This window comes from Marivita sp., from assembly GCF_965656765.1.
Taxonomy (GTDB): domain Bacteria; phylum Pseudomonadota; class Alphaproteobacteria; order Rhodobacterales; family Rhodobacteraceae; genus Marivita.
Genome location: NZ_CBFHLV010000119.1, coordinates 1 through 3,649, shown reverse-complemented (window position 1 = coordinate 3,649; position 3,649 = coordinate 1). Strand labels below are relative to the sequence as shown.

General features: G+C 56.4%; 4 protein-coding genes. 3 read left to right on the top strand and 1 reads right to left on the bottom strand.

Going from position 1 to position 3,649, the window contains the following annotated elements:
* Window positions 1-63: 63 nt before the first annotated feature.
* Window positions 64-843: a Hint domain-containing protein gene (locus ACTG4M_RS17215; protein WP_439124898.1), complete on the top strand. Its 780-nt coding sequence runs from the start codon at window positions 64-66 to the stop codon at window positions 841-843.
* Between the two features lie 23 nt (window positions 844-866).
* Here ACTG4M_RS17215 and ACTG4M_RS17210 read toward each other — a convergent pair whose 3' ends face one another.
* On the bottom strand, window positions 867-1,367 hold the full coding sequence (locus tag ACTG4M_RS17210) for an Lrp/AsnC family transcriptional regulator (RefSeq protein WP_439124897.1): 501 nt from the start codon (window positions 1,365-1,367) through the stop codon (window positions 867-869).
* 205 nt (window positions 1,368-1,572) lie between these two features.
* On the opposite strand from ACTG4M_RS17210, the gene trxB reads away from it, so the two are divergent.
* Both trxB and sat read left to right on the top strand, forming a co-directional pair.
* Entirely contained in the window at window positions 1,573-2,577 is a 1,005-nt protein-coding gene (gene trxB, locus ACTG4M_RS17205; protein ID WP_439124896.1) for a thioredoxin-disulfide reductase, read from the top strand.
* A 177-nt stretch (window positions 2,578-2,754) separates the two neighbouring features.
* Window positions 2,755-3,649 (top strand): sulfate adenylyltransferase (gene sat / locus ACTG4M_RS17200; protein ID WP_439124899.1); only part of this gene is annotated, 895 nt, incomplete at its 3' end.

Genomic DNA, 3,649 nt, shown 5'->3' with positions numbered 1-3,649 from the left:
CCCACAGTGTATCTCAAACCGCTCAGCACGCGAGGTTTTTCAGACGTTCCTTAAAGGGATCACATGGCTCAGACCTCAACCGATCACGTGACGACCACGGACTTCAACGCCTATGCAGTTTCCACCGATAAAGTTGCCACGTTCGACGGGCGGCCTCGCGGCGAGGTTCCTCTCACCCGCACAATCGAGGCTGCTGCTCTTCTTCGGGACCAGTCTATCTCAGAGTCCAGTTTCACTGTTCCCGCTTCCTCAACATTCGAAGCCTGTGCTTCAGCGTTTGCCCGTGGCACACTCATCTCAACTGTCATGGGGCCGATTGCGGTTGAGGACCTGATCCCTGGTGACCTTGTGGAGACCCATCGTGGCCCGCAGCCCGTGGTCTGGAAAGGCACCACACCATACTTGCCCGATTTCGGCGGTGATACGACCTCTCTCACACATTTGCTCCGTTTGCCGGGATTAGGCATGGACCAAAGCGACTTGTTGCTTGGTCCTGCCGCCCGGTTAGTTGTTCGTCAGGAACGGTTCACCGATCTTTTGAATTGCGACGCCGTTCTGGCCCCGGCCAGTGACTATATCGATGAGGACAGAGTGCTGCGCATCACACCACCCGGGCCGGTGCAGCTTTATCACTTTGCCCTGCGCCGCCATGGAATCGTCAAGGCCAATGGTCACGAACTGGAAAGCTATCACCCCGGGCGGATATCAGCCGCCGAGATCGGATCGTCGGTGCGCGGTATGTTGGAAACCATGTTCATGCATCTGGATGATCTGGAAGCGTTCGGTGATCTGGCTTTTCCCCGCACAACGCGCAACATCATCGAGACATTGCACGTCGCGTAGTCACCAAGTACACGGTATCGCGCTTAAGCAGTGTCACCCAGCCGCGCCTCAAGCACGTCGAACGGCACGCCGGGTTCATCTTTGGCACCGCGGATCACCAGAGACGTTTTTACGCTCCCAACATTGGGCGATGTCAAAAGCTCTCCGGTCAGGAAGCTCTGGAATGTGCTAAGGTCCGGGGCCACGCATTTCAGGATGAAGTCAACCTCACCGTTGAGCATGTGGCATTCACGGACCAAGGGCCAACCGCGACACAGATCCTCGAACGCGCGCAAATCGCCTTCGGCTTGGCTTTGCAATCCAACCATCGCAAAGACCTGTACCTCGAATCCAAGCTCTCTTGGATCAACCTCGGCGTGGTAACCACGAATGAAACCCTGTTCTTCCAATGTACGCACCCGGCGCAGGCAGGGTGGTGCTGAAATCCCAACCCGGCGGGCCAGTTCGACATTCGTCATACGGCCATCCGCCTGAAGCTCAGCCAAAATTTTGCGATCAATTGGATCTAACCGGTGTGACGGCATTCTAGGCACCCCTGCTTTTTCGGCATTATTATACCACCGGCACACCACGCGCAATATTATTTCAACACCGCGCAACAATCTTAAACGATCGTGATAAATTTTATGGCATGTCAAATTGGCGCGGCATTGGTTTGCGAACCAGCGGCCAGACGCATATATCCAACTTACAGAATAGTCACTCCCTGCTTTGACGCGAGGCTGCACCATGTCCGACACACGCCACACCAAGGTTTTGATCATTGGCTCCGGCCCGGCGGGATATACCGCTGGCGTCTATGCGAGCCGCGCCATGCTTGAGCCAATCCTTGTTCAAGGTATGGAACCCGGCGGCCAGTTGACCACCACAACTGAAGTCGAGAACTGGCCTGGTGACACCGAGGTGCAGGGGCCCGACCTGATGGTGCGCATGGAAGCGCATGCGCGCGCTATGGGCACAGAGATCATCGGCGATCTCATCACTTCGCTTGATATGTCGAAACGTCCCTTCACAGCGCAGTCCGACAGCGGCACCGTTTACACCGCAGATGCGTTGATCCTTGCGACGGGCGCGCGGGCGAAATGGCTGGGCCTTCCGTCCGAAGATGCGTTCAAGGGTTTTGGCGTGTCCGCCTGTGCGACATGCGACGGGTTCTTCTATCGTGGTCAGGAAATCGTCGTTATCGGCGGTGGCAATACCGCTGTGGAAGAGGCCCTGTTCCTCACCAATTTTGCATCCAAGGTGACGCTGATTCACCGCCGCGATGAATTGCGCGCCGAGAAAATCCTGCAAGATCGGTTGTTCAAGAATCCAAAGATCGAAACGCTGTGGCACCATCAGTTGGACGAAGTATTTGGCACGGACATGCCCAAAGGTGTCGAGGGCGTGCGCGTGAAGCATGTGGACACTGGTGAGATCACAGAGATTCCGTGCAAGGGCGTCTTTGTGGCCATTGGCCATGCGCCTGCGAATGAATTGGTCAAAGACACGCTTGAAACCCATATGGGCGGCTATGTGGTGACCAAACCGGACAGCACCGAAACCTCTATTCCGGGCGTGTTCGCCGCTGGAGATCTGACAGACCACAAATACCGACAGGCCGTCACGTCGGCGGGCATGGGCTGCATGGCGGCGCTTGAGGCGGAACGTTTTCTTGCCGAACAGGGCGACGATGATGGCAAGGTGACCTCTGAACCCCTTGGCTATGGAGCCGAAGTTCCTGCGGCCGAATGATTGACCGGCTGGTCCGGATTGGATGCTGTTACCAACCCGGACCAGCCGACCAGCGCTGCCCAAACTGGCACAAATTCCGCACATTTTTCTAAATTTCGCGACTACAGGACCGCTTTGCTGGACTTTGCATCGCTGCAAGGCGTACCCAGCGCGCAAATTCAGAAAATGAGCAGTCTTATGTATCCTAAAAACCTCGCACCTATTCCCGAGTTGTTTGTTTCTTATGACAGCGCCCAAAAGCTCAAGCAGGAAGCTGGCGATCTGATCAGCCATGACCTGACGCCCCGGCAAATCTGTGATCTGGAGCTTTTGATGAATGGCGGGTTCAATCCGCTCAAAGGGTTCTTAGGCGAAGACGACTACAACAGTGTTGTTGAAAACATGCGCCTCACTGATGGGTCGCTTTGGCCAATGCCGATCACATTGGATGTGTCCGACGCGTTTGCCGAAACCCTTGAGATCGGGCAGGATATTGCACTGCGTGATCAAGAAGGTGTCATTCTGGGCACCATGACTGTGACCGACCGTTGGGTTCCCAACAAAGCCCGCGAAGCCGAGATGGTTTTTGGTGCTGATGATGACGCGCACCCAGCTGTGAATTATCTGCACAACACCGCGGGCAAGGTGTATCTTGGCGGTCCCGTGACCGGCATCCAACAGCCCGTGCATTACGATTTCCGCGCGCGCCGCGACACACCGAACGAGCTGCGCGCCTACTTCCGCAAGCTTGGCTGGCGCAAGGTGGTGGCGTTCCAAACCCGCAATCCACTGCACCGCGCACATCAGGAACTGACTTTCCGTGCAGCCAAGGAATCGCAAGCCAACCTGCTGATCCATCCGATTGTCGGCATGACCAAACCAGGTGATGTGGATCACTTCACCCGCGTGCGCTGCTATGAGGCAGTGCTGGACAAATACCCACAGTCCACCACCACAATGAGCCTTTTGAACCTTGCCATGCGCATGGCTGGCCCGCGTGAAGCAGTGTGGCACGGGCTCATCCGCAAGAACCACGGCTGCACACATTTCATCGTTGGTCGCGATCATGCGGGGCCCGGCAAGAACTCGGCTG